23 protein-coding genes are annotated in these 26,389 nt (G+C 53.4%); 5 read left to right on the top strand and 18 right to left on the bottom strand.

Features of this window, described 5'->3' with window-relative positions:
• Positions 1-22 precede the first annotated feature (22 nt).
• Entirely contained in the window at positions 23-994 is a 972-nt protein-coding gene (locus LGT44_RS14380) for an alpha/beta fold hydrolase (protein WP_230331408.1), read from the bottom strand.
• 254 nt (positions 995-1,248) lie between these two features.
• Here LGT44_RS14380 and LGT44_RS14375 point away from each other — a divergent pair, with 254 nt between their 5' ends.
• Together LGT44_RS14375 and LGT44_RS14370 are read left to right on the top strand one after the other, a co-directional pair.
• Positions 1,249-3,975 carry a DUF349 domain-containing protein gene (locus LGT44_RS14375; RefSeq protein WP_230331409.1) on the top strand — a complete coding sequence of 909 codons (2,727 nt, stop codon included), beginning with the start codon at positions 1,249-1,251 and terminating at the stop codon, positions 3,973-3,975.
• Positions 3,976-4,193: 218 nt separating this feature from the next.
• Positions 4,194-4,856, top strand: a complete 663-nt coding sequence (locus LGT44_RS14370) for a nitroreductase family protein (protein WP_225690649.1) — start codon at positions 4,194-4,196, stop codon at positions 4,854-4,856.
• 41 nt (positions 4,857-4,897) lie between these two features.
• On the opposite strand, the gene LGT44_RS14365 is transcribed toward LGT44_RS14370, so the two are convergent.
• From LGT44_RS14365 to LGT44_RS14300, 14 genes are all read right to left on the bottom strand, one after another.
• On the bottom strand, positions 4,898-5,488 hold the full coding sequence (locus LGT44_RS14365; RefSeq protein ID WP_230331410.1) for a DUF4349 domain-containing protein: 591 nt from the start codon (positions 5,486-5,488) through the stop codon (positions 4,898-4,900).
• A 106-nt stretch (positions 5,489-5,594) separates the two neighbouring features.
• Positions 5,595-6,278, bottom strand: a complete 684-nt coding sequence (locus LGT44_RS14360) for a hypothetical protein (protein ID WP_145470460.1) — start codon at positions 6,276-6,278, stop codon at positions 5,595-5,597.
• 18 nt (positions 6,279-6,296) lie between these two features.
• Positions 6,297-6,659: a hypothetical protein gene (locus LGT44_RS14355; protein WP_230331411.1), complete on the bottom strand. Its 363-nt coding sequence runs from the start codon at positions 6,657-6,659 to the stop codon at positions 6,297-6,299.
• Between the two features lie 69 nt (positions 6,660-6,728).
• A complete protein-coding gene (locus tag LGT44_RS14350) occupies positions 6,729-7,400 on the bottom strand; it encodes an SDR family oxidoreductase (protein WP_145470457.1) in 672 nt (223 codons plus the stop codon).
• A 184-nt stretch (positions 7,401-7,584) separates the two neighbouring features.
• A complete protein-coding gene (locus LGT44_RS14345) occupies positions 7,585-8,838 on the bottom strand; it encodes an oxygenase MpaB family protein (RefSeq protein ID WP_230331412.1) in 1,254 nt (417 codons plus the stop codon).
• Positions 8,839-8,948: 110 nt separating this feature from the next.
• On the bottom strand, positions 8,949-9,689 hold the full coding sequence (locus tag LGT44_RS14340; protein ID WP_230331413.1) for a hypothetical protein: 741 nt from the start codon (positions 9,687-9,689) through the stop codon (positions 8,949-8,951).
• Between the two features lie 132 nt (positions 9,690-9,821).
• Positions 9,822-10,961 carry an acyl-CoA desaturase gene (locus tag LGT44_RS14335; protein WP_145470452.1) on the bottom strand — a complete coding sequence of 380 codons (1,140 nt, stop codon included), beginning with the start codon at positions 10,959-10,961 and terminating at the stop codon, positions 9,822-9,824.
• 332 nt (positions 10,962-11,293) lie between these two features.
• Positions 11,294-12,517: an NADH:ubiquinone reductase (Na(+)-transporting) subunit F gene (gene nqrF / locus LGT44_RS14330; RefSeq protein ID WP_145470451.1), complete on the bottom strand. Its 1,224-nt coding sequence runs from the start codon at positions 12,515-12,517 to the stop codon at positions 11,294-11,296.
• 12 nt (positions 12,518-12,529) lie between these two features.
• Positions 12,530-13,144, bottom strand: a complete 615-nt coding sequence (gene nqrE, locus LGT44_RS14325; RefSeq protein ID WP_145470449.1) for an NADH:ubiquinone reductase (Na(+)-transporting) subunit E — start codon at positions 13,142-13,144, stop codon at positions 12,530-12,532.
• Positions 13,144-13,806 (bottom strand): NADH:ubiquinone reductase (Na(+)-transporting) subunit D, encoded by a 663-nt coding sequence (locus tag LGT44_RS14320; RefSeq protein ID WP_145470448.1) that lies wholly within the window; start codon positions 13,804-13,806, stop codon positions 13,144-13,146. The genes nqrE and LGT44_RS14320 overlap by 1 nt, the downstream gene beginning before the upstream one ends.
• 1 nt (position 13,807) lies before the next feature.
• Positions 13,808-14,605 carry a Na(+)-translocating NADH-quinone reductase subunit C gene (locus LGT44_RS14315; RefSeq protein WP_145470446.1) on the bottom strand — a complete coding sequence of 266 codons (798 nt, stop codon included), beginning with the start codon at positions 14,603-14,605 and terminating at the stop codon, positions 13,808-13,810.
• On the bottom strand, positions 14,592-15,806 hold the full coding sequence (locus LGT44_RS14310) for an NADH:ubiquinone reductase (Na(+)-transporting) subunit B (RefSeq protein WP_145470445.1): 1,215 nt from the start codon (positions 15,804-15,806) through the stop codon (positions 14,592-14,594). Before LGT44_RS14310 ends, LGT44_RS14315 begins: the two co-directional genes overlap by 14 nt.
• Positions 15,807-15,808: 2 nt before the next feature.
• Positions 15,809-17,143, bottom strand: a complete 1,335-nt coding sequence (locus tag LGT44_RS14305) for a Na(+)-translocating NADH-quinone reductase subunit A (protein ID WP_230331414.1) — start codon at positions 17,141-17,143, stop codon at positions 15,809-15,811.
• Between the two features lie 334 nt (positions 17,144-17,477).
• Positions 17,478-18,926, bottom strand: a complete 1,449-nt coding sequence (locus LGT44_RS14300; RefSeq protein WP_230331415.1) for a glyceraldehyde-3-phosphate dehydrogenase — start codon at positions 18,924-18,926, stop codon at positions 17,478-17,480.
• 180 nt (positions 18,927-19,106) lie between these two features.
• Between LGT44_RS14300 and mfd the strand changes: the two genes are divergently transcribed.
• Genes mfd through LGT44_RS14285 form a run of 3 tightly spaced genes read left to right on the top strand, consistent with a single transcriptional unit; the run spans position 19,107 to position 23,921 of the window.
• Positions 19,107-22,571, top strand: coding sequence for a transcription-repair coupling factor (gene mfd, locus LGT44_RS14295; RefSeq protein ID WP_230331416.1), 3,465 nt, complete (start codon positions 19,107-19,109; stop codon positions 22,569-22,571).
• Positions 22,568-23,380, top strand: a complete 813-nt coding sequence (locus LGT44_RS14290; protein ID WP_230331417.1) for a CsiV family protein — start codon at positions 22,568-22,570, stop codon at positions 23,378-23,380. Before mfd ends, LGT44_RS14290 begins: the two co-directional genes overlap by 4 nt.
• A 7-nt stretch (positions 23,381-23,387) precedes the next feature.
• Positions 23,388-23,921, top strand: a complete 534-nt coding sequence (locus LGT44_RS14285; protein ID WP_145470439.1) for a dihydrofolate reductase family protein — start codon at positions 23,388-23,390, stop codon at positions 23,919-23,921.
• Between the two features lie 86 nt (positions 23,922-24,007).
• On the opposite strand, the gene LGT44_RS14280 is transcribed toward LGT44_RS14285, so the two are convergent.
• Genes LGT44_RS14280 through LGT44_RS14270 form a run of 3 tightly spaced genes read right to left on the bottom strand, consistent with a single transcriptional unit; the run spans position 24,008 to position 26,382 of the window.
• Positions 24,008-24,754, bottom strand: a complete 747-nt coding sequence (locus LGT44_RS14280; protein ID WP_230331418.1) for an S-methyl-5'-thioinosine phosphorylase — start codon at positions 24,752-24,754, stop codon at positions 24,008-24,010.
• A gap of 51 nt (positions 24,755-24,805) precedes the next feature.
• On the bottom strand, positions 24,806-25,855 hold the full coding sequence (gene nagZ / locus LGT44_RS14275) for a beta-N-acetylhexosaminidase (RefSeq protein WP_230331419.1): 1,050 nt from the start codon (positions 25,853-25,855) through the stop codon (positions 24,806-24,808).
• On the bottom strand, positions 25,840-26,382 hold the full coding sequence (locus LGT44_RS14270; RefSeq protein ID WP_230331420.1) for a L,D-transpeptidase: 543 nt from the start codon (positions 26,380-26,382) through the stop codon (positions 25,840-25,842). The genes nagZ and LGT44_RS14270 overlap by 16 nt, the downstream gene beginning before the upstream one ends.
• Positions 26,383-26,389 lie beyond the last annotated feature (7 nt).

The following is a 26,389-nucleotide window of genomic DNA, read 5'->3' as shown; positions in this document are numbered from 1 at the left end:
TGTTCCTCAGGCGCCTGAAACCTCAGTCGCCGCTTGCGGTTGCTGCCGGCAGGGTAAAGATTTTGCCGGTCTGCAGGAAGCTGCGTGCATCGCGGGCGCTCTGCACCGGCAGCTCTTCCATCGGCATATGGCCGACGCCTTCGTAGGTAATCACACTGACATTGGCCAGATCACGGCGGAAACGCTCCATAATATCCAGCGGTACCCACTCGTCTTCTTCGCCCCAGATCAGCAGGGTTGGTACACGGATCTCTGCCACCCGATCACCCAGATGCGGGTTATCGCTCTGCTCTTTCATGGTACGGAATACATTCACCAGCCCTTTACGGTTACCCGGACGCAGGGTCAGATCGTGGTAACGGTGAACCAGTTTGTCGTCTACTTTGCTGTCATCGCCGTAGGCCGCACGTACATTCATACCCACCATAAAGCGCGGCATCATTAATGTACTCATCTCGCCGATGACCGGCCAGGAAGCAAAATCCATAATAAACGGCATGTCCTGCGGATAACCGGCGGAATCCAGCAGAATCAGTTTCTCCACCCGGTCAGGACGGTGCAGCGCATAATTCCAGCTGATATAACCACCCAATGAGTTACCGGCCAGCGACATCTTGTTCACGCCCAGTTTGTTCAGGAATTTATCCAGTTTGTCGACCATATAGCCGATGTTATAGCGCTCCATCTTCGGGTCCGGGCCGGTCAGACCATGGGCCGGCAGATCCAGGCGGATAATGCGGTAGCTGCCTTTCAGTTCATCCACCCAGCCATCCCAGGTGTGCAGTGACGAAGCCACGCCGTGCAGCAATACCAGCACCGGGCCCTGGCCTTCATCGCGGTAATGGATCACCAGATCATCGACCGCTAAAAATTTGGATTGTTCGTTGGTGTAGTTCTGGGTCAGCTCCGACAGCGGACGCGAGCCAACGCCCATAGATGCACAGCCAGTTAAAGCCAGCAGGCTGATCATCAGCAACAGTTGGATGGATTTCATGCGATACCCCGAGGTGATTTTCTTATTGTTTTAACCAGCGATGCCTGCGCGGTGCACGTCCTTTAATGCCGACAACGCCTTGTGCCACAGCCGTGCCAACCATAAGGCAACCGACCGGGCTGAACTTTATCACAGCTGTTTTCAATCGTCTTGCGCCACTGAGCGCGCTTTCTGCGAATAACAGCCCTTCCCTATTCAGGTGCGAAGGGTACAATGACCGCGCTTTTTTTTGTGACAGTTTGGACGGAATCCCGATGGCGTTATTCAAGAAGTTTTTCAGACCCAAAGTACGGATTGAGAAGTGGCAGGATGCAAACCCCGAAGTACGCCGACAGGCGCTGCAGGATCTTAAATCACCCGACCAACTGATCACCTTCGTTAACAACGAATCCCAGGCTGAGCTGCGTCAGCTGGCCATTGCCCGCATTGATCAGCACAGCGCCCTTGAGCAACTGCTGCACAGCGCCCGTGACGATGTGCGTCAGGCCGCCCGCAGCCGTCTGCTGACCCAGCTGCTGCCAGCCAACAACGACCTGAGCCAGATTCAGGATTCGCGTTTGTTAGTGCAGATTGCCGGCCTGACCGACGACAACGAACTGCGTCTGCAAGCCATTGCCCACATCAGCGACGAACAGGAACGCCTGCAACTGGCGCGCACCCACGCCGTTGCCAAAGTGCGTCTGGCCGCCGCTGAAGGTATCGACAGCCCGGAACTGCTGCAACAATTGCTGGATCACGCGCAGGGCAAAGACAAAGCGATTTACCGTCTGTGCAAAGACCGCCTGGCCGCTCACAAAGCCGTACAACAGGAACGTCAGGCGCAGACCGATGCCATCGATAACCTGCTGGCGCAGGCGAAATATCTGAACAAGGTCGGCTATCACCCGGAATTTAACGGCAAGTTGCAACTGCTGAACAAACAATGGCAGGAACTGCAGGCTCAGGCTGACACCACAACTGCCGCCAGCATCAATGCCGAACTGGCTCAGGCCAATGCCCTGCTCAGCGCCCACGCCGAAGAAGAACAGCGTCAGGCGGCCGCCCGTGCTGCTGCCAGCGAAGCCGCAAGCCAGCAGGAACAACTGCTGCAGCGCCTGAGTCAGCTGGCTGAAGATGCCGCCGCTGAGCCACAAACAGATATCAGCGCCGCCTTACAGCAGCTGCAGCAGGACTGGGATCAGGCCTTTCATCAGCACAAACCCGCCGCAGAACAGGCACGCCGCTTTGAAAATCAGCTGCAACAGTTACTGGCTCTGCAATCGGCCAATCAGCATTACAGCGCGCAGCAGGAAAGACTGCAGAAGTGGCTGGATACAGCCTTAGCCGATGATATGAACGGCCTGAAAAATACCGCCAAGCAGGCGCAGCAATGGCTGAAGCAACTGGCCTGGCCACAAGCCTTACCGGCCCCGGCCTGGCTGAATACCATTCACAACAAACAGCAGCAGGCCGAAGCGGCCCTGGCGCAGCTGCAACAGCAACAACAGGCGCGGCTGAATACCCTCGACCAGCAGCTGAGTGCACTGGAACAGGCGCTGAACGATGGTCAGCTGAAAGACGCCGGTCGCCTCAGTCAGCAGGTACAGCAGAATCTGCGTCAGGTAGACAGCCAGGCTGCGCAAAGCGCTCAGCGTCAGTACCGCAGCCTCAGCGCCCGTCTGCAGGAAATGCGCGACTGGCAGGGCTTTGCCACCACACCGAAAAAAGAAGCGCTGGTCAGTGCCATGGAAGCCCTGATCAATGCCGATATTGATGCCGGTATTCTGGCCGACAAAATTCACGCCCTGCAGGAAGAGTGGAAAACCCTCGGCCACGCACCGGCCGATCAGGCACTGTGGGAGCGTTTTCAGGCCGCCGGCGATCAGGCTTTCGAGCCTTGCCGTGCCCATTTTGCCGCCATTGCCGAACAGCGTAACCGCAACGTTGAGCTGCGCCAGCAACTGACCGCCGAGCTGCTCAGTTACGAAGCGGCGATGGACTGGAGCAACGCCGACTGGAAAACCGTACAGAAAACACTGGATGCCGCGCGTGAAACCTTCCGCCAGTATTCACCGGTAGAACGTAATGCCCATAAGAGCACTCAGGAAGCTTTCCAGCAGGCCTGTGATGCCATTTATGGTCACCTGAAAGCCGAATATGACCGCAATCTGCAGGCCAAACAGGCACTGGTAGATAATGCCGCAGCACTGATTGAGCAGGACGATCTGAGCGGCGCCATTGATCAGGTCAAACAGCTGCAACAGCAATGGAAAGCGATTGGCGTTACGCCCCGTAATCCGGATCAGAAACTGTGGAAGCAGTTCCGCAGCCACTGCGATGCGGTGTTTGCCCGTCTGGACGAAAGCAAAGCCGAACGTAAGGCACAGCTCGAACAGGTTATCAGCAACGCCGAGGCACTGGTGCAACAGGCCGCTGAACTGCTGAACGGTGCCAGCGAAGCGCAATTACCACAACTGCGTGAAGCCCTGGCCGACATCAAACAACAGTTTTCAGCACTGGAGCTGCCGCGCAGCGCCCATCAGCGCCTGAGCAAACAGCTGCAGGACCACGAGCAGCAACTGCAGGACCTGCGCCAGCAGCAGCAGAAACAGGCCGAACAGGCACGCTGGGCCGGCCTGATCAGCCGTCTGCAGAACCTCGGCGCCGACGATGCGCAATGGGCAGAAGCCAGCAGTGCTGCCCTGCCACAGGGCTACGACGAAGCACTGTTCAGTCAGGCCCGTGAAAACAGCGACAAAGCCGATGAGAGCGCGCAGGATTTATGCATCCTGATGGAGATTCTGGCCGACAGCGACAGCGCCGACGCCGATAAAGCACGCCGTATGGCACTGCAGGTTCAGCGTCTGGCCGAAGGCTTAGGTAAAGGTCTGACCCCGGCGCAGGAACGTCAGCAACTGGTTGAACGCTGGCTGAATGCCAGTGGCAACCGCGATGCAGCCCTGCAGCAGCGTTTTATTCAGGCACTGCAGGCCAGTCTCTGAGCCGCTGCCCTGAAGCATAAAAAATAAGGCCTGCGGCGGCACTGCGCCGCCGTGGGCTTCTCCGTTATCATCCCCGCCCTGCTCTCCGTCTTACCCTGCAGCTCCCTCTCAGTTACTGTCTTTATCTGACTCCTTTTCTGGCACATCTGCCCTGCCCGGAAAACGCGTTCACTGCTAACATCGGGTCGGTGTATTCACTGATAATAAGAGACTGAACGATGTCCCTGAGCGAAATCCTTAATTCCCGCTACTCTGTCCGTGCTTTTAAAAAAGATCCGGTTGAGCAAAGCATCCTCGAAGAAGTATTTACCGCCGCTCAGCGCGCGCCATCCAACTGTAATGTTCAGCCCTGGCAGACCTATGTGGTATCCGGTGCGAAAAAAGATCAGCTGAAAAACCTGTTAATCGGCACGGTCATGAAGCAACAACAACCGGAGCCGGATTTTAACTGGAAGGTCGCTTACGAAGGCATTCACCGCGAGCGTCAGTTCGGTTCAGCCAATGCGCTGTACAGCTCGATGGGTATTGCCCGTGAAGACAAGATGAAACGCAATATGGCGATGCTGCGTAACTGGGCATTTTTTGATGCACCACACGTGGCTTTTTTCACCATGGACACCTATCTCGATATTATGGGTGCGGTTGATGTGGGTATTTATGCGCAGACGTTAACACTGCTGCTGAAAGAACGCGGCATCGACAGCTGTATGCAGGGCGCGCTGGGACAATTCCCGCAGCCGGTGCATGAATTCCTTGAATTACCGCAAGGTCGTGGTGTGCTGTTCGGTATGTCGTTCGGTTATGCCGATGAAAATGCGGATGCCAATAAAACCCGCACCGATCGTGCTGCACTGCAGGATGCAGTGACTTTTGTCAGCTGAATAAAAAAACCGCTGCGGCAAGCCGCAGCGGTTTATCTTTTTTATTCAATCACAAATAATTTACTGACAGCCCAATACAAACCCCAGCCGATATAACCCAGCGGCCCCAGAGTCACTTTCTTTTCCAGCGTTACGCGGATTTCCGACAGCGCGACCTGCTGGCGCAGGACTTTGCGGCGGCCTTCATAGGTATCGATTTCGGTCTGCAGGCGGCTGATTTCTTTTTCAATCACCAGAATATCTTCGATTTTTTCTGCCCGGTTGAGCAGCACTTTCATGCGTTCACGCAGGGCAATCAGGTTGGCCAGTCTGGCTTCATAATCAACAATCTCGCTGGTGACATCCTGGGTGCGGATATTCTGATCGCTGACCTCTCCCAGAGTACCCAGACGCTGAACGGTTTTATCAAACTGAACCTCAGGTACACGCAGCGACAGACGACGGGTTTTATCGCCTTCATCGTAAGACGAATCGACATACCCTTCAGCCTCGTTCAGTACCGCCTTAACACCCGCCGATGCAGCGGCAATATCGTCAACTACCAAGGTCATCGATGCGGATTTGATGATCAGGCGACCATCCACCGGCGCTTGCGCCTGCTCAGCTGCGTCATAGCTAATATGCTGATTCATCGGAGCAGCGCAGGCCGACAACAGAAATACGAAAACAAGCAGAGGGAGTTTAAAAAACAGATCCGGATATTTCATAGAGTCCTTTACGAATAACGGAGAAAGAATATTAAGGGGCCGGGCTGCTGACCACCGGATAGGCTAACTCGCCCCAGTCCTGATGCTGGGCTTCCAGCATTATATCGACAAACACCGGCACCAGCGTCTGCAGAAGATTGGCGCCGTCGATTACCTGCTCGCGGTTAACCCGGCTTTTATAAGTCGCACCGCCACGCACCACCTGATTATGCAGAACGAATAATCGGTCGAGTACGATGGTGAGTAATTCGGGGACTTTTTTGCGGCTTAAGCAATTCAGCGCGGCAACTGAGGATTCATCAAAGGCTTTACGCCAGTCGTCGTTACCGGCGCGCTGGCTGACCCAGAACGGCGCAAACACAAAAGGGTTTTTCAGCAGGGCTTTAACCGGCCCGGAATACTGATGCCAGAGGCAATGGTAGATTTTATTGTGCTGATCAAAACTGACCAGCTGCTGCACAAAACGCTGTACGGCGTGCTGATCTTCCAGCGGCTGACCGCCAACATCCACCGAACAACAGGCACTGAAGGCGATCCAGCCACTGATAAAACGCAGATCATCATCGTCCTGTTGTGCCTGTGCCGCCTGCAACCAGCTTAATGCCCGGTGCAGACGGGTCGAATGCAGCTCATTCAACAGATCACGCTGCGCACGCAGACGTTCTTTTAAAACGTCTGCATTAATGGCGCCCGGCTCTGTGACTGAAACAGTCATCGCTCTGTTAAACCCTGCTCAGCCGCAGCAGTTCTCATGACCATCCGGAAAGTCGATGGCCATATAGATAGAGCTTTGCGGGAATTCGGCCGGATAAGCCATATAAAAATGCGTGTTCTCATCGGTTGGCCACCAGCAGGAAGCTGCACGGGGTACATCGGCCAGGGTAATACGCTCAATACAGTACTGCAGGTTCAGACCCTGAGTTTCCGGGAAAATCTCAGCAAAGTCTGCCGGAAAACCAGCCTCAACGGTGTTCAGCTTGTCTTCGATTTTCAGTTCACGCAGTTTCTTTTCCCATTCCGGGTCCTGGCTGCATTCAACAAAAAAATCGGCCAGATAACGATTGTGGAATTTCTTGGTGATACGACGGTTAGACATGTTCTGTTCCTGTTATTTGTGTGTGCTTTCTGCCATATCGGCAGAAAGCAGAATCAATATGCGCTGTTGTTACCAGGGAAGGGGCTGGCCATTGGAATGCCAGAAACCACCCGTGTTGGACAGATTCAGCTCATCAATACGGGCTGCCAGACCTTCTGCCGCCTGCGCCGGAGTAATATCACCATTAAAGCCAACCATACGGGTCTGAACAAACCCCGGATGCAGCTGCGCTACAGCGATGCCGCGCGGCTCCAGATCAACGGCCAGCGATTTACCAAAAGCATTAAGAGCTGCTTTGGAGGCGCGGTAACCGTAATAACTGCCGGAGGTGTTGTCGGCAATAGAGCCCATACGACTGGTAATATTGGCGATTTTGCTGCCTTCGCCCATAAATGGCAGTAAAGCGCAGGTCAGTTTCAGCGGCACAATAGCATTAATATCCAGCTGCTGCTGAATGGTATCGAAATTCATTTCTTCCAGAGTTTCGTTACAGAACAGACCAGCATTATTGATCAGAATATCCAGCTCGCCTTCCAGTAATTGTTCAAGAATACTGGTGACCGCAAAAATGCTTTCATCGTTGGTCAGATCAATACCACTGATGACCTGATCGGCAATATCTTCCAGCTCATCGCTGGTTTCACGGCAAACACCGGTCACGGAATCCCCGCGGGCGGCATACAGCTTCGCCAGCTCCAGACCAATTCCCCGGTTTGCACCGGTAATTACTACATTTGCCATCAGGGCCTCCTGGTATTGGGTGTTCGTTGGCGTTTATACGCGATTAAGCGGCGGCAATACTACCCTGTTTTGCCGCTTCTTCACACCAACACCACCAATACGGAGTGTCCCATCAGCCCCCTGAACGGGCGACTGAATACACACCAGCTGAAAACATCAGGCACATATAGATAACGGTATAAAATCAGCGGGTAAGTGTTTTCTTATCCGCAAAACTGACAGCCCGCCCCTGCAACCTGCTGTTCACAATATAAGCCTGCCCCTTACGGCCATACTGCTGCAGCCAGCGGTCAAAGCGTGGTGAAACCCGCGCCATGATGTCGGCCAGACGCAAGAACGGAAACTGCAGTAATGGCAACAGACCCAGCAAAGGTGTACGCGGTAAATCCAGTGCGCGACGAATGTCTGCGGGAATAAAAAATGTCGCGTAACTGCGGTGAAACCAGTAAACAAAGTACTGATAAAAACGGCTGCCCGGCACCTGGCGGAAACTTTCCAGATAAGACGCCGCCAGCTGGCGACTGTCAGCATCCGGGTTTACCCGGCTGCCGGTGGCAATGATGTACAGCCAGTCGATGCCCTGCTGACGGTTTTGCGGCAACAGTTCAATATCATCGCCCATCAGATACGCCACATAACGCCACAGATGCAGTATGGCTTCCAGATCGCGGTTACTGAAACGCCAGCCAAGCATACTCAGGCCAGTCATCATCATCATGGAAAACGCCACGTTGGTGGCCAGTGCATCGCCCTGATTAATCGGCAGGCCCCACTCTTCGCTGTTCCAGTCCGGGTGTTGCAGTAAACGCCGGCGCACCAGCGCATGCATGACGCGCACATGCACGGCAGCGCTGTAACCAGGCGCACCCCGCTCCAGCCCTCCCGGCGTGGTGACATCAAACCAGAACGAGGTGGTTTCCGACACTCGGTCAAACGAGCTGTTGCCGCTCAGGGCGCCGGTAAAAGCCAGTGGCTTGGAGATATCGCTGTTGGCATAACCGCCCAGTAAGGAGAAATCCCCCAGCGCGTACATAGCAAATCGGCCGCAGCGGTGAATGACGGCACAGGCATGGCTCAGCTTGTCAGCGTCCAGCCAGTCGGGTGTTTGCTCGGCCTGCTGCAGCAGCGCTTTCAGCGCGGGGGTACGGTCATCGAGAATATGACTGCCATCGTGAATGGCTTTCTTCAGCAACTGCTGCGGATGAATGCCTGCGGCACGCAGCTCGGGATTGGCAAAAAGCTCAGCGGCGACCGCATCACCCAACTCATCACTGCGGTAATAGCTGGCAGCAACGGCGTCGGTCAGCTCTGCCGGAGGATTTGGTTTCTTCCCCATCAGCAGCTTCAGCCCCCAGGCAATTTTGCGGGATCGTCCCCGGCCCTGCTCTGCCAGATAAACAAAGCGCGGGGGATGTTGCGGGTGCGGTTGCTCGGACATAACAGTCTCTCTGCTGCGGTGATTGAATGATCACCGCAGTATTTCAGAAAGCCGGAAAACTGAACAATGACAGATCGGCCGATCTGTCAGGGAAGCAGCTGCGCCCGGTGTCAGGGAGCAGTTGCCGATGCGCAGTTAGTGCCCGCTGCGGTTTCACAGTATTTCAGCAGGACATTTTCACCATTACTATCCCAAGTCATGATGGTGTACGGATGGTCGCCATCTACAGGAAGACTGACAGCTACCGTACGGCCACTGCGGTCTGCGCTGATCTGCGTTTCGATCAGGCTATCCTGCACACCTGCGGTATAGCCCTTCAGCGTCCATTCGTATTTCGAAGATTCGAGTGCGCGCACAAGGTGGCCATCTTCATACTGGTATTCGTTGTAACCACAATTTGCAGATTGCTCCATGCGGATACTTAGCTCGTTTTCAGCATCGTAGCCATCTTGTGTGAAAAGCCAGATTTCACCTTCGGCATCATGGCTGTAGTCCAGATATTTAGTTGGCTGATCTTGCTCGTTAGTCCAGCGCGGGCCAGGGTGCATTATTCCTTCATTGCTGCCCGACACCATAAGCAAAATACCCAACTGAGCCATGCCCACAAGATTCTCAGGGTCAAGTCCACCACCAACAGGAAAACCGGAATAACCACCCTGGTAGGCAGAAAAGCTGCCGGCATATTCAGGCACCGGAATGCTTAAGTTCTGACTTTTATCGGCACTGCAATCAATTGCCTGAGTTCCGTTACCCAGGTCACCACCCTGATCACCGCCATCAGAAGAGTCACCAGCACCACCGCCACACGCCGTTAACGCAAAAACAAACAGATACAAACCAAAGTGTTTCATTTTCTATTGACCATTCAAATTACTGATAAATATATTTTCAGTGATTAAGGGGCAATAAAAAACCCTGCAAGTTTAAACCTGCAGGGTTCGTCACAATACAGCCTTTAATCCGCTACGGATTGCGTCAAAAAATTAACCGGTGGTAAATTGTGCCGTCAATAACTTCAGACGCTTCTGCTGCATTTTCAGCGAGTATTCCAACTCTTTGTAACGCGTATGCAGAGCTGCCTTCTCCCATTTTTCCTGCAAATGGCGACGGGTTTCCTGATACTTTTCTGACTGCAGTTCAGTCCATTCGGCCAGCATCACTTTAAATTCTTCGTATTCTTTTTCCAGCAGGTGCGACCACTTGTCGGAATTTTTCGATTTCGCCAGACGCTCCTGAGCACGCTTAAACTGCATTTTCAGTTTGGCACGCTGAATTTTAAAATCCGGAACTACACGCAGATTTTTCGCCAGCCCAAGCATAGAGCAGCTTTTGATCAGCCATTTTGTCGGATCCCACTGCCACCATTTGATGCCATTACGGTAATCGGTCTGAAAGATATGGTGATAGTTATGGTAACCCTCACCAAAGGTCAGAAAGGCAAAGAAATGATTATCGCGGGCAGTGTTTTCATCGGTATAGGGCTGTGAGCCCCACTTGTGCGCGATGGAATTAATAAAGAAGGTAAAGTGGTGTGTGGTCACAATGCGCAGTACACCGGCCAGCAGGATCATGCCCCAGAGATCATCAAAAATCAGACCCAGGGCAACCGGAATACCAATATTCATGCCCAGGGCGATCGGGATGTAGTACTTGTATTGCCACATCACAATCGGATCTTTCATCAGGTTTTTAACGTTGTCGAAATTCACTACACCGCTTTTATACTGACGAACCATCCAGCCCATATGAGAAAACCACAGACCACGTCTGGCGGAATATGGGTCCAGCTCGACATCATCAACGTGACGATGGTGAACCCGGTGGCCGGAACTCCAGTGCAGAATAGTGTTCTGCAGCGCCATGGCTCCGAACAGCGCGTACCAGAGACGCAGGCTCCAATGGGCTTCATAAGCATTGTGTGACCACAAACGGTGATAACCCGCAGTAATGGCAAGCTCAGTTGCCGAAGTCAGCAGGATATAAAACACCAGCGCTGCCAGCGTGTAGCCATAGGTGATCCCGTACCAGGGCACGAGTGTCAGTGCGGCCAGTCCCGTTACGGAGAACATAATGGCAGGAACCCAGTTTATGGGGGCAACTTCTTTATTATTGGTATCGCTCATAAGGCTCTTTCTTTATGGATATACAGACAACACGGAATACAGACCGGCTGTTAAATCTGTGTGACATGATACCTGATTGTAGCTATTCCGGCACCGCAGCGAACGTAAAGGCTTGCGCTAAATCATCCCGTCTGTCTGTTTTCTGTACAGAATTCCCGGCAAACGGAGCATAAGCGCAGAGGGACTGGCGTCCCATAAAAATCAAGCCTCAGATTATTTACTATCAGGAACAAGTGAAAGTAAAAATACTTATAGGAGCCACTATCTGTACGCCCTGCTTCCCAGAGGCATAAAAAAACCGCGCAGTGCGCGGTTTTTCAGAGTTCCGGTGATCAGCCACCGAAATCATCGAGCATGATATTTTCCGGTTCAACACCCAGACTCAGCAGCATGTTGATCACGGACTGGTTCATGATTGGAGGCCCACACATGTAGAACTCACAGTCTTCCGGTGCCGGATGGTCACGCAGATACTGTTCGTACAGCACGTTATGGATAAAGCCGGTCAGGCCTGTCCAGTTATCTTCAGGCTGCGGGTCAGACATAGCCACATGCCATTCGAAGTTATCGTTCTCGGCCGCCAGCTGATCGTATTCATCCTGATAGAACAGTTCACGCAATGAACGCGCACCGTACCAGAAGCTGATCTTACGCTTGGAACCCAGACGCTTCAGCTGATCGAAGATGTGTGAACGCATCGGCGCCATACCAGCACCACCACCGATAAACACCATTTCGGCATCGGTGTCTTTGGCAAAGAACTCACCAAACGGACCGTATACGGTTACTTTGTCACCTGGTTTCAGGTTGAAGACATAAGAAGACATGATGCCCGGATTAATACCCTTGCTGCCCGGAGGTGGGGTCGCAATACGGATATTAAATTTCACCAGACCACGCTCTTCCGGGTAGTTAGCCATGGAGTAAGCACGGATGGTGTCTTCTTTATTGACCGCTTTCAGATCAAAGAAGCCAAAGCGTTCCCAGTCACCACGGTATTCTTCCTGAATGTCGAAATCAGAGAAATTGATTTCATACGGAGGACATTCCAGCTGAACGTAACCACCAGCACGGAAGTCTACGCTTTCGCCTTCCGGCAGCTTCAGGGTCAGTTCTTTAATAAAGGTTGCCACGTTAGGGTTGGAAACCACGGTGGTTTCCCATTTCTTAACGCCGAACACTTCTTCCGGAACTTCAATCACCATGTCCTGCTTAACCGGTGCCTGACAAGACAGACGCCAGCCTTCGCGGGCCTCACCTTTAGTGAAGTGGGACTCTTCCGTTGGCAGCATTTCACCACCACCGCTTTTAATCACACACTTACACTGGGCACAGGTACCGCCACCACCACAGGCAGAGGACAGGAAAATATTGTTGGCAGCCAGGGTTTGCAGCAGCTTACCACCGGCTTCCGTTTCAATGGTTTTCTCGCCATTGATCAGAATTTTTACGTTACCAGAGCTGACCAGCTTGGCACGGGCGCCGAGAATGATGAATACCAGTGACAATACAATCACGGTAAACATCACAACGCCGAGGATGATTTCAATATCCAAAATACCGACTCCTTACAGTGACACGCCAGAGAATGACATGAAACCCAGCGACATCAGACCAACGGTCATAAAGGTGATGCCCAGTCCCTGCAGACCTGCAGGAACGTCACTGTATTTCAGCTTTTCACGAATACCGGCCAGTGCAGTAATCGCCAGGGCCCAGCCCAGACCTGCACCAACACCGTATACCGCACTCTCACCAAAGGTGTAGTCACGCTCAACCATGAACAGCACCGCACCCATAATGGCGCAGTTAACGGTGATCAGTGGCAGGAACACACCCAGAGCGTTGTACAGCGACGGAACGTACTTATCGAGTACCATTTCCAGAATCTGTACCATCGCCGCAATCACACCGATATAGGTCAGCAGGCCTAAGAAGCTCAGATCGACAGTAGCGAAATCCGGGCTGATCCAGGTCAGCGCGCCTTCTTTCAGCAGCAGACCGTAAATCAGGTTGTTAACCGGTACAGTGATCGCCAATACCACGATAACCGCTACACCCAGGCCGATAGCGGTCTGGATTTTTTTCGAAATCGCCAGGAAGGTACACATGCCGAGGAAGAAGGCTAACGCCATGTTCTCAACAAAGACCGCCTTAACGAACAGACTGATATAGTGTTCCATTAATGGCCTCCGGAATGCTCAGTGTTAGGCAGAATTTTGAACTCTGCGGTTTCCACCTGATCTTTCTTCCAGGTACGCAGTACCCAGATAAACAGACCGATAATGAAAAACGCTGACGGTGGCAGCAGCAGCAGACCGTTAGACTGGTACCAGCCGCCATCCTGAATCAGCGGCAGAATTTCGAAGCCCAGCAGTTTACCGGCGCCAAACAGTTCACGGATGGTACCAACGGTGATCAGCACGACCGAGTAACCCAGACCGTTACCGATACCATCGAAGAAGCTCAGCACCGGACCATTTTTCATGGCAAAGGCTTCAGCGCGGCCCATTACGATACAGTTGGTGATGATCAGACCAACGAATACCGACAGCTGCTTGCTGATGTCATAGGCATACGCCTTGAGGATCTGATCCACCACAATAACCAGCGAGGCAATAATGATCATCTGCACGATGATACGGATATTGTTCGGGATATGGTTACGGATCAGGGCGATACCAAAGTTCGAAAATGCAGTTACCGAGGTCAGTGCAATACACATCACCAGCGTAACCTGCAGACTGGTGGTTACTGCCAGCGCAGAACACACACCCAGAATCTGCACAGCAATCGGGTTTTTATTAAACAACGGGTCCAGCAGGACATTTTTCATATCAGACATATTAAGCCCCCTGTCCTTTCAGTTGAGTCAGCAGTTTGCCGAACGCCATATCGCCAACCCAGAATTTCACCAGATTATCGACACCGCGACTGGTCAGAGTCGCACCGGACAGACCATCGACCTGGTTCAGGTTGCCTTCGGCCGCACTACCTTTCACAACAGTGATAGCAAGCTCGCCTTTGGCGTTATGCAGTTTTTTACCAATCCACATGCCTTTCCACTTCGGATTGTCGACTTCACCACCCAGGCCCGGAGTTTCTGCATGAGCGTAGAAACCGAGACCAGCGATGGTTTCCATATCGCCCTCAAGAGCGATAAAGCCATACAGGGTCGACCACAGACCGTAGCCATGGACCGGCAGAACCAGAGTGTCGATCGTGCCGTTTTTCTCAACCATGTAAACCGCAGCGTATTTCTCCAGACGCTTGATACTTGGCTTGTCTTCAGCACCAGACAGCTTGCGTGACAGCGCAGGCAGTTTGGAAGACTTACGCTGATCGAAGTTATCCGGATTCAGGTTAGCGGCACGGATTTCATCCAGCTCAGACTCGGTCGCAAAACGACCGGCTTCCAGATTCACAATACGGGTTGTGACCTGTTTGAACTGTTCAGCAACAGGCACGTCAGCCTGATACAGGCCAGCCGCCTGCAGTACTGCGGCTTTCTTGTCATTGGCTTTGTTTTCGTTCTGCTTCTGACGCAGTCCGACCGCAGCCCCGGCTACGATAACGGAACACACCAGACACAGCAGAATGGCGACCACCAGGGTCTTCTGAATGCTGTCATTATTGGCTGACACGGGCAGTCCTCCGCTTAATATTTGCCTGAACCACGAAGTGGTCAATCAAAGGTGCAAACAGGTTGGCAAACAGAATCGCCAGCATCATGCCTTCAGGGAATGCCGGGTTAACCACACGGATCATTACCACCATAAAGCCGATCAGAGCACCAAAGAACCACTTACCTTTATTGGTCATGGAAGCCGATACCGGATCGGTCGCCATAAAGATCATACCGAAGGCAAAACCACCCAGAACCAGATGCCAGTACCATGGCAGTGCAAACATCGGGTTAGTATCAGAACCAACAGCGTTCAGCAGCAGCGTGGTGGCAACCATACCGATCATGACACCGGCAACGATACGCGCAGAGGCAATACCCATCACCAGCAGGACAGCACCACCAATGAAAATCGCCAGTGTGCTGGTTTCACCCATAGAGCCCTGAATCGTACCGATAAAGGCATCCATCCAGCTGACGCCGTTGTCGATGATGCTCTGCACACCACCTTCTGCAGCGTTACTCAGAGCGGTCGCACCGCTGAAACCATCGGCTGCAGTCCATACCGCATTACCGGACATATTGGCCGGGTAAGCGAAGAACAGGAATGCACGGCCGGTCAGCGCCGGGTTAAGGAAGTTTTTACCGGTACCACCGAAAATTTCCTTACCGATCACCACACCAAAACTGATGCCCAGAGCCACCTGCCACAGCGGAATGCTTGGCGGCAGAGTCAGAGCAAAGAGTACAGAAGTAACGAAGAAACCTTCGTTCACTTCATGGCGGCGGATGGTCGCGAACAGCACTTCCCAGAAGCCACCAACAATAAAGGTAACGGCATACACAGGAAGAAAGTAGGCAGCACCAAAGACAAAGTTGTCCCAGATACTGGCGGCGTTATGAGCGCTGCCGCCCAGCAGAGCGATCAGCATTTCACGCCAGCCTTCAATCGCAGTACCAGCACCGGCAGCCAGTGCTTCGTTAGCCTGCAGACCGATGTTGTACATACCAAAGAACATAGCCGGGAAGGTACACAACCACACAGTGATCATGATGCGCTTCAGGTCGATACCATCACGTACGTGAGCCGTGTTGTTGGTCACGTTTGGTGGTGAGTAAAGACCGGTGTCTACCGCTTCATACAGCGGATACATTTTTTCAAACTTGCCACCCTTTTCAAACTTGGGTGCCAGGCTGTCGAGCATACTACGCAAGCCCATGATTAACCCTCCGCCTGAATTCGGGTGAGATTTTTCCGCAGAATCGGACCGTATTCATATTTGCCCGGGCAAACAAAGCTGCACAGGGCCAGGTCTTCTTCATCCAGTTCCAGAGCGCCCAGATTGATGGCGGTATCCATATCTTCAACGATCAGCGCACGCAGCAGCTGAGTTGGCAGGATATCCAGCGGCATGATTTTCTCATACGCGCCCACCGGTACCATTGCACGCTCAGAACCATTGGTCGTGGTGGTGAAGGCAAAGGTTTTCTTCAGCAACTTGGACAGGTAGATAGGCATTACGGAGAAGCGGTTAGCACCCGGGGTCAGGTAATGCAGCATCGGACGTTCACGCCCTTCACGCAGCACGGAAACCTGATTGTGGTAACGACCCAGGAACTGACTTTCGCCAGTGGCGGTACGGCCACCAAATACAGAACCGGAAATAATGCGGTTCTCGCCATCGGCCAGCTCACCCTCAGTCAGCTGTGCCAGACTGGCACCGACCTGAGTACGGACCAGACGCGGTTGCTTAACCTGAGGACCCGCCAGAGAGATCACACGGTCAGTGTACAGTTTACCGGTGGTAAACAGCTGACCCACTGCAATCACATCCTGATAACCAATGCTCCACACCACACGCTCTGCACTCACGGCAAACAGGGTATGAATATGGGTACCGGTCAGACCTGCCGGGTGCGGACCGGCAAATTCTTCAGTGGTTTCAACACCAGCCGTCGGGATATTGGCTCCCGGCGCTTTACAGACAAACAACGGACCTTCAGTCAGCTGCTTCAGCACGGTCAGACCGTTCTTGAACGCTTCAGCCTGCTCATTAATCACAAGCTCCGGGTTCGCCGCCAGTGGATTGGTATCCATGGCATTGACGAAAACCGCCTGCGGACGTGAACCCGGCGCAGGAACGCGGGAAAACGGACGGGTACGCAGTGCTGTCCACAATCCGGAATTCACCAGATTCGCCTGAACATCATCAGCAGACAGCGATGACAACTGCTGCGGCGCATAACTCTGGAAGGTTTCTTCATCCGCGCCATCCACATCGATAACAACGGACTGGAATACCCGACGCTCGCCACGGTTAATGGCTTTTACCACGCCGGCAGCAGGAGCTGTGTACTGAACACCTTCGGTTTTTTTATCGGTGAATAACACCTGGCCTTTCTTGACTCGATCACCTTCCTGTACTGCCATTGTTGGCTTCATACCAACGTAATCTGCTCCGAGTACAGCTACTTGCGTAACGGCACGCCCTGCAGAAATGACTTGTTCAGGAGTTCCGGTGATTGGTAAGTCGAGACCCTTCCTGATATTGATCATACGCCTCGCCTAATCACTGTTGCTTCCAAGGTCGTTGCTCCCGGCGTGCAAAAAAAGACGCACAACACCCCCTCTCTCACCAAGGTTGCGGTACGTTCGATCACTTTTTACACAGGAAACAAGTACTTGGACTCATTTTCCAAGTTAAAAATCGCGCTAAGTATAATGACCGCTAACGGATTAATCCACCGGTCATCCCGGCAATTGACTACCCCTTTTGGCTTATCCGTACGGCCACAGCAAAACTGGTTAAAGCTTAGCCAATAAAAAAGCCGCTGCGATTGCAGCGGCTTCTTTTATTGAGCATTTAATGCACAATCCGGCTAAAGCTGGCTTACACCACTTTAGGGAAAGTCGGATACTCAACGCCACACACCTGCTGAGCAATACGCACAACCTGACGGCTGTAGCCGTACTCGTTGTCGTACCACACATACAGGTTAACGTGGTTACCGTTAACGATGGTGGCTTTAGCGTCCACGATACCGGCATGGCTGTTACCTACGAAGTCGGTAGATACCACTTCAGGCGAGTTCACCCAGTCGATCTGTTTCTGCACTGCAGAATGCAGAGACTGTTCACGCAGGTAGTTGTTCAGCTCTTCAACCGTGGTTTCTTTCTTCAGGTTCAGAGACAGAATCGCCATAGAAACGTTTGGCGTCGGTACACGGATCGCATTACCGGTCAGCTTGCCTTTCAGAGCAGGCAGCGCCTTGGCAACGGCTTTCGCAGCGCCGGTTTCGGTAATAACCATGTTCAGTGGCGCAGAACGACCACGACGATCACCACTGTGGTAGTTGTCGATCAGGTTCTGGTCATTGGTGTAGGAGTGAACGGTCTCAACGTGACCGCTGTTGATGCCATAAGCATCATCCATCACTTTCAGTACCGGAGTAATGGCATTGGTGGTACAGGAAGCAGCAGACAGAATTTTGTCAGACTCTTCGATATCACCGTGATTGATGCCGTATACGATGTTTTTCAGATCGCCTTTACCAGGTGCAGTCAGCAGTACACGGGCAGTACCTTTAGCCTGCAGGTGCTGAGCCAGGCCAGCTTCGTCACGCCATACACCAGTGTTATCGATAACCAGCGCGTTTTTGATGCCGTACTGGGTGTAATCGATTTCAGCCGGGTTGCCAGCGTAAATGATCTTGATGAAGTTACCGTTGGCGATCAGCGCTTCATTTTCTGCATCCACAGTCAGGGTGCCACGGAAGGTACCGTGTACAGAATCACGACGCAACAGGGAAGCACGCTTCACCAGATCATCGCCTTTACCGCGGCGCACAACGATAGCGCGCAGACGCAGACCACGGCCGCCACCGGATTTTTCAATCAAGATACGGGCCAGCAGACGACCGATACGGCCAAAGCCGTACAGAACCACATCACGGTTCTCGCCATCCGGCAGATCTTTGCCGATTACGTCAGCCAGTTCATCCTGCAGGAAGGTATTCAGGTCACGACCATTGCCTTCAGCGCGGAATTTAACCGCCAGCTTACCGATATCCACATGGGCACGGCCCACATCCAGCTCACTCAGCGCAGCCAGAACCGGGAAAGTGTCGTGTACAGACAGTTCCTGCTTTTCCATATGACGCACAAAACGGTGCGCTTTCAGCAGATCGATAACAGAACGGTTGATAACAGGACGACCATAGATGGAAGTCACAACGTTCTTCTTGCGGTACATAGTACCAACCAGAGGAATCATAGATTCGGCGATGGCTTCACGGTCCATCCAGTCCTGCAAACAGGCTTCGCGCATGTCTTGGCTCACGGGTTCACCTTCCGTAAAAATCAGTGGGCAAATTCGGGGCGCATATTATGCCTGTATGTCAGACAATGCACAAACCTGAGCGCATTTCCCGGCGGCGGCCATTATGCAGAGGTTCCTTAACAGCCCCCTGCCCTTTGGTTACACTAGCGCGCTTATTTTTTGACTGCCTGAGGAGCCTGAATGGTCAGCCCATTCCATCCGGAACTACCCGCCAAAGCCGCCGAGCGGCGCTTCTGGGGGAATCTGCATGGCGCCAGCCAGGCTCTGGCCATCGCCAGTGCGGCCAGCCAGCAACAGGGGCTGACGCTGGTGATCAGTGCCGATCCGGCCAGTGCATTACGACTGGAAGAAGAAATCCGCTTTTTTGCCAGCGACCTGACCGTACTGCATTTCCCCGACTGGGAAATTCTGCCGTACGATGTGTTCTCGCCGCATCAGGACATCGTCTCCCAGCGGATTGCCACCTTAAGCCGCCTGCACGACCTGAAACAGGGCGTGCTGATTCTGCCGGTCACCACCCTGCTGCACCGTCTGCCACCGGCCAGCTTTTATCAGGGCCAGAGTTTTGCCCTCGATATCGGCCAGCGCTTTGACGTTGACAATACCCGCCTGCAGCTTGAATCAGCCGGTTACCATTGTGTCGATACCGTTTACGAGCATGGTGAATTTGCCGTACGCGGTTCGATCATTGATATTTTTCCGATGGGTCAGGACACACCCTTCCGTATCGAATTATTCGATGACGAAATCGAAACCCTGCGTACCTTCGACCCGGAAAACCAGCGCACCCTGGATAAAGTAGAGTCCATCCGCATTCTGCCGGCGCGTGAATTTCCGCTGAATACCGGTGCTATCCGTACCTTTAAAACGCGCTGGTTTGATTTTTTTGAGCACGACCCGAAAGCCTGCCCGGTGTACACCGACGTTTCTCAGGGCATTGCGCCGGCCGGTATCGAATATTATCTGCCGCTGTTTTTCAGTGAAGATCTGGCCAGCTTTCTCGACTATTTGCCGCGCAAAACCCTGGTGATTCACGATGCCCGGCTGGAGCAGGCCGCCAACCAGTTCCGCAAAGACGCCGAGCAGCGCTACGAAAGCCGCCGCTACGACCGCCTGCGTCCGGTACTGGCACCGGCACAGTTGTTTTTATCCGCCGAACAGTTATTTTCCGGCCTGAACGAATTCCCGCGTATTCAGTGGCAGGCCGATGCACCTCCGGAGCGCGCCGGCAGCCAGCACTTCGATACTCAGGTGCTGAGTGATATCAGCGTTGATTCGCGCCTTGAGCAACCGCTACAGCGCCTGCAGACCTGGCTGACAGATAACAAAGATCAGCGCGTGCTGTTCTGCGCCGAATCCGCCGGTCGCCGTGAAGCGTTAAAAGAATTACTCGGCCGCATTCAGCTGCGGCCGAAAGATCAAGACGGCTGGACTGACTTTATTACCGGCAGCGAGCCACTGGGGTTAATTGTTGGCCCGCTTGATGATGGCGTCACCGTCAGCGACGGCCAGCAAACGCTGAGCATCATTACCGAAAATCAGTTATTCGGTCAGCGCATCCGCCAGACCCGCCGCCGCAGTAAACAGAAAACCGATTCTGAACTGGTCATCCGCGATCTGTCAGAGCTGCAACCCGGCGCGCCGGTGGTGCACCTCGATCACGGCGTTGGTCGCTATCAGGGCTTACAGACACTGGAAGCCGGCGGTCAGGTGAATGAATTTCTGGTACTGGAATACGCCGGTAACGCCAAACTGTACGTGCCGGTTTCTGCCCTGCATTTAATTGCCCGCTACGGTGGCGCCGAACAGGGTGCCGCACCACTGAATAAACTCGGCACCGATAAATGGGCGCAGGCGAAACGTAAAGCCGCCGAAAAAATCCGCGATACTGCCGCCGAACTGCTGGATATTTATGCCCGCCGTGAAGCGCGTAAAGGCTTCGCTTTCAGCGGCCCGGATGAAGAGTACGAGCGTTTTGCCGCCGGTTTCCCGTTTGAGGAAACCCCGGATCAGCAGGCCGCCATCGATGCCGTCATTAACGATATGTGCTCACCACGCCCCATGGACCGTCTGGTCTGTGGTGACGTTGGTTTCGGTAAAACCGAAGTCGCCATGCGCGCAGCCTTTATGGCAGTGCAGAGCGGCAAACAGGTGGCCGTGTTAGTGCCCACCACCCTGCTGGCGCAGCAGCATTATCAGAATTTTGCCGACCGCTTTGCCGAGTGGCCGGTTAAGGTCGACGTGCTGTCACGTTTTAATTCCGCCAAAGAAACCCAGGCCGCCCTCGACCGTATGCTCGAAGGCAAAACCGACATTGTTGTCGGCACCCATAAACTGCTGCAGAAAGATGTGAAATTCGATCACCTCGGTCTGCTGATTATCGACGAAGAACACCGCTTTGGTGTGCAGCAGAAAGAGCGCATTAAAGCCCTGCGTGCCGAAGTGGATATTCTGACCCTCACCGCCACGCCGATTCCGCGTACGTTAAATATGGCCATGGCCAGCATCCGCGATTTGTCCATTATCGCCACACCGCCGGCCAAGCGCCTAAGCGTCAAAACCTTTGTGCGCCAGCATGACGAACCGACCATTAAAGAAGCGGTTCTGCGTGAAATTCTGCGCGGCGGTCAGGTCTATTACCTGCACAATGAAGTTAAAAGCATCGAGAAAACCGCCCGCGAATTAAGCGAAGCCATTCCCGAAGCGCGCGTGGTGGTCGCACACGGCCAGATGTCCGAACGTGAGCTGGAACGGGTGATGGGCGATTTTTATCACAAACGGTTTAACGTGCTGGTGTGTACCACCATTATCGAAACCGGTATCGACGTACCGTCGGCCAACACCATTATTATTGAGCGCGCCGATAAATTCGGTCTTGCCCAGCTGCACCAGCTGCGTGGCCGCGTCGGTCGCTCACACCATCAGGCCTACGCTTACCTGCTGACTCCGCCGCCGAAAACCCTGACCAAAGACGCCGAAAAACGCCTCGAAGCCATTTCGGCCGCGCAGGATCTGGGTGCCGGCTTTATGCTCGCCACCCACGATCTGGAAATCCGCGGCGCCGGCGAGTTGCTCGGTGAAGAACAGAGCGGCCAGATCGAAACCATCGGTTTTACCCTGTATATGGAAATGCTGGAACAGGCCGTAAAAGCCATGAAATCCGGTAAAACCCCATCCGCTGATCTGTCACTGAATCAGGGTGCCGAAGTGAATCTGCACATTCCGGCACTGATTCCGCAGGATTATCTGCCCGACGTTAACAGTCGCCTGACACTGTACAAGCGCATTGCCAGCGCGCGCGACGACAACGAGCTGAAAGAACTGCAGGTAGAAATGATCGACCGTTTCGGCCTGTTGCCGGATGCCGTCAAAAACCTGTTCCGTCAGACCTCATTAAAACTGAAACTGACACCCCTCGGTATTGCCAAGCTGGATGCCGGCGAGCAAAGTGGCCGCATTGAATTTGCCGCCGAAACCAATATCAACCCTTTCGTACTGGTAAAACTGGTGCAAAGCAAATCCGGCACCTTCAAACTCGAAGGTGGTCATACCTTGCGTTTCAACCTCAATATGACCAGTATCGATCAGCGCTTTAACCAGATCGATCAGGTATTAACCGAATTACAAAAGGACCCTAATCTGTGAGCCAGCTGTTTTGCCGTGCCTTTCTGCTTCTGTGCTCTGTTGCCCTGCCCTTATCGGCCAGTGCCGCGCCCTGGTATCGGGTGGAAATGATCCTGGTCGCTTATGAAGACGAAAGCCTGATTGATCAGGAACTCTGGCCTGAAGTGCTGGAAACCAGCGCCAGCGAGGACAATGAATCAGGCAGTTTGCAGACCGAAGCGGATACCACACCCGACTACGCCTGGTGGCTGAGTCCGGCACGCTACCAGCAACTGCATAATGCATTATTTGCAGGCTTTGGTTTTGCCCGTATCCCGAAAGCGGAATGGCCTGCCCCTTTGCAGCCATTGGCAGAACTGAAAATGGCCAATGAAGCCGAACGCATTAATAAGCGCAGTGATATGAAAGTGATCTGGCATCAGGCCTGGGTGGAACCCATTCAGGAAGAAGGCCAGGCGATCCGCCACAATCTGAATGTGCGCCTGCAGGACAAACTGGATATTCAGCTGACCGGCAACTTTGAACTGCACCGCAGCCGTTATCTGCATATCAATACCGACTTACAGGTACAGCAATACGAAATCCACGAACCGGCCGAACTGAGTGCGCTGACCTTACCCGCCAGCGACAACCGCGCCGATTACCGCAGCGACCTGCTGGCCCAGACAGATATGGAAGCGTCCATGGCGGTTGATTTACCAGCCCCAATCCGCGCCGCACGGGTACAACAGAGCCGCCGTATGCGCAGTAACGAGCTGCACTACATTGATCACCCGATGCTCGGCATTGTGCTGAAAATTATTCCCGTTGAACGTGCCGAAGACCTTTAAGCCGACCATGAAAATCCGCTCCTTTATCGCCTGCAGCCTGGATGGTTTTATTGCCCGGCCGGATGGTGCACTCGACTGGCTGGAAAATCCGGCCTTTACCATCGCAGAAGAAGATTTCGGCTATGCGCAATTTATGGCCGGCACCAGCTGCCTGGTGATGGGTCGCAATACGTTCGAAAAAGTCCTCACCTTTGGTGAATGGCCCTATGAGGGCACACGCGTGATTGTGCTCAGCCAATCGCTTAAAGCCCTGCCGGAAACACACCGGGATAAAGCAGAATTAAGTGCCGAATCACCACTGACCTTAACCGAACGCCTGCAGCGCGAAGGCGAAGACTCACTTTATATTGATGGCGGCCGCCTGATTCAGTCGTTTCTGCGCACCGGATTGCTCAACGAGCTGATCGTGACCCGCATTCCGCTGCTGCTGGGCCGTGGGATTCCGTTATTCGGCGAACTGAACTGCGATACTCTGCTGACCCTGCTTGCCAATAAAAGCTACGCTAATGGTTTTGTGCAGAGTCATTACCGTATCGGTTGAGGCCCACTGATATAAGAAATACCAAATAAAAAAAGCCCGGAAATTCCGGGCTTTTTTATTTGTCAGTTTCAGCAAAAAATGACGTCTTAAATCCGCTTCAGCGTCGCCGCCAGCAAATCACGCACCTGCTGCATACCGCCACTTAATACTGCACGGATTTCATCCATGGTAATTTCTCCTTCGCTTTTACCGGCTGCAGGATTAACCACCAGACAGATACTGGCATAGGGAATACCCAGTTCACGCGCCAGAGCGGCTTCCGGCATACCGGTCATACCCACCAGATCACAGCCGTCTTTTTCCAGACGGTTAATTTCGGCGATGGTCTCCAGACGCGGGCCCTGAGTCGCGGCGTACACGCCAAAATCACACACCGGCAAGGCAATATCGGCGGCGGCAGAAATTAAAGCCTGACGCAGATTTTCATCGTAGGGATGCGTCAGGTCGATATGATCCAGCGGGCGGAATTCACCATCAAAAAAGGTACCCTCGCGCCCCCAGGTGTAATCAACCACCTGATGCGGAACCGAAATTGCACCGGATTGCATGGCCGGATGAATACCACCTACGGCATTCACCGCAATAATGGCCTCTGCACCCTGCTCCTGCAGCGCCAGTAAATTTGCACGGTAATTAATTTTATGCGGCGGCACTGCATGCGGGTGTCCGTGGCGCGCTAAAAACAGTACGGTTTTATCATTCCAGCGACCTTCCTGAACCGCCGATGAAGGCTGACCCAGTGCGGTATTTACATCATGGCTGACGATAATTTCCGGACCTTCGAGTTGGGTCAAACCGGTGCCACCAATAATGGCTATTTTATTAATGCTCATATCATTCCAACGTATTCAGACGGCGTTTTTAAAGGCACCGTTATTCAGTATTCAGCGCAGCTTTTCCAGCTGCGGTAAGATCGCAGAGCGGCGTTCGGCCAGCATGTTTTCCGACATATCGTCTGCCGCTCCCTGCAACCCGGTAAGGCTCAGCGTCTGCCAGCCCGGCTGTTGCAATTGCTCACGTACAGCAAGGATGACTTGCTGCGCGGCCGAACGGTCATTACACACCAACAGCGCATTGGCACCGGCACGCATGGCACAGCCGGCACGTTCGGCGTAACTGCCAACACTGGCCGCACCGGCCATGGATAAATCATCACTGAAAATCACACCATTAAACTGCAGCTCGGTGCGCAGAATATTCTGCAGCCAGTGCGCAGAAAAACCGGCGGTATTGTCACTGTCGACCGCCGGATAAATCACGTGGGCGGGCATAATACCGCTTAACAGCCCCATCGACATCAGCGCATGAAAAGGCTCGATATCGTTATTCAGTTCAATGCGCGAACGAGTGTCCACCGGCAGCGCCAGATGCGAGTCTGCGGCAATGGCACCGTGACCGGGAAAATGCTTACCTACCGCCAGCATGCCGGCCTCATTCATACCACGTACAAAAGCAGAAGCCAGCGCAATAACGGTATCTGCATCATGACCAAAGGCACGGTCGCCAATCACCTGCGACACATCGGTTTCAATATCCAGCACCGGCGCAAAGCTCAGATGCACTCCCTGCTGACGCAGCTCGGCGGCCATCAGCCAGCCCAGTTCATGGGCCAGGGTCAGCGCTTTTGTGCTGTTGTGCTGATATTCTTTTTCCAGCGCCAGCATCGGCGGCAGACGGGTAAAGCCTTCGCGGAAACGCTGTACGCGACCGCCTTCCTGATCCACGCACAGTAATAAATCCGGACGCAGGCTGAGAATATCGCTGGTCAGCGCCTTTAACTGCTGCGGCGACTGATAATTACGCGCGAAAAAAATTAACCCGCAGATTTCCGGCTGTAATAAAAATTCCCGGTCGGCAGCGGTTAATTCTGTACCGTCAATATCGGCAACCACACCGATACACTGGTTTAAATTCTGTGTTACAGATTGCGGCATGGAATCCTCGAAAAACTGTGCGGCTGAATCCACACCGGCGTACCGGCACTGACCAGTTCAAATAATTCAGCAATATCGCTGTTACGCATACGGATACAGCCATGAGACAGTGGCTGGCCCATAGGTTCAGAGTCCGGTGTGCCATGGATATAAATATAACGGCGCATGGAATCGACATTGCCCATACGGTTGACGCCGACTTCCAGTCCCTGCAGCCACAGAATGCGGGTTAAAATCCAGTCGCGTTGTGGTTGCTGTAGCGCCAGTTCAGGCGAATAAATTTCACCGGTCGGGCGCCGGCCAACAAATACGGTGTTCAATGGCAAACCGGCACCAATAGCCGCACGGACACGGTGCCAGCCACGGGGGGTACAACCGGAATGTTCCTGTTCACCGGCACCATTAAGCGCCGTGGAAACCGGATACAGGTGGCAGATACCGGCGCTGGACACGCGCAGTACCTGATCAGCAATGGAAACTTCTATTAATGTTTGCGGTAACGCAGATTGCGCAGCCGTGGGCGCCATAGCAAAG

Source organism: Thalassolituus alkanivorans (genome assembly GCF_020447205.1).
Lineage (GTDB): Bacteria > Pseudomonadota > Gammaproteobacteria > Pseudomonadales > Oceanobacteraceae > Venatoribacter > Venatoribacter alkanivorans.
Note: the sequence above shows the minus strand (reverse complement) of the source record. Positions and strands in the feature narration are given on the sequence as shown.